This is a genomic window from Streptomyces sp. GbtcB6 (assembly GCF_019091475.1).
GTDB lineage: Bacteria > Actinomycetota > Actinomycetes > Streptomycetales > Streptomycetaceae > Streptomyces > Streptomyces hyaluromycini.
This window is the reverse complement of the sequence record NZ_JAGXJL010000567.1, coordinates 1-203: the sequence shown is the minus strand read 5'-3', so window position 1 is coordinate 203 and position 203 is coordinate 1. Positions and strand designations below refer to the sequence as shown.

1 protein-coding gene is annotated in these 203 nt (G+C 65.5%); it reads right to left on the bottom strand.

Annotated features, from left to right (window positions below):
• Window positions 1-182, bottom strand: a 182-nt coding sequence (locus tag KVT45_RS56015; RefSeq protein WP_217562835.1) for a hypothetical protein, incomplete at its 3' end; no start/stop codon positions are given.
• Between the last annotated feature and the right edge of the window lie 21 nt (window positions 183-203).

Below are 203 nucleotides of genomic sequence, written 5' to 3'. Positions count from 1 at the left end.
GCCTCAAGCGCCCCCACATCAACACTTCCCGTCAAACGCAGGGCAAAGGGAAGGTTGTAGGCCGCAGCGCCCTCGGTGTCAGAGCCGTCCATCCGGTTCAAGAACCACATCCGCTGCTGCGCAAAGGACAACGGAACCCGCTCCGGACGCTCCCGACGCGCCAACACCACACCCGCCGACACCCCAGCACCCTCCACCAACCG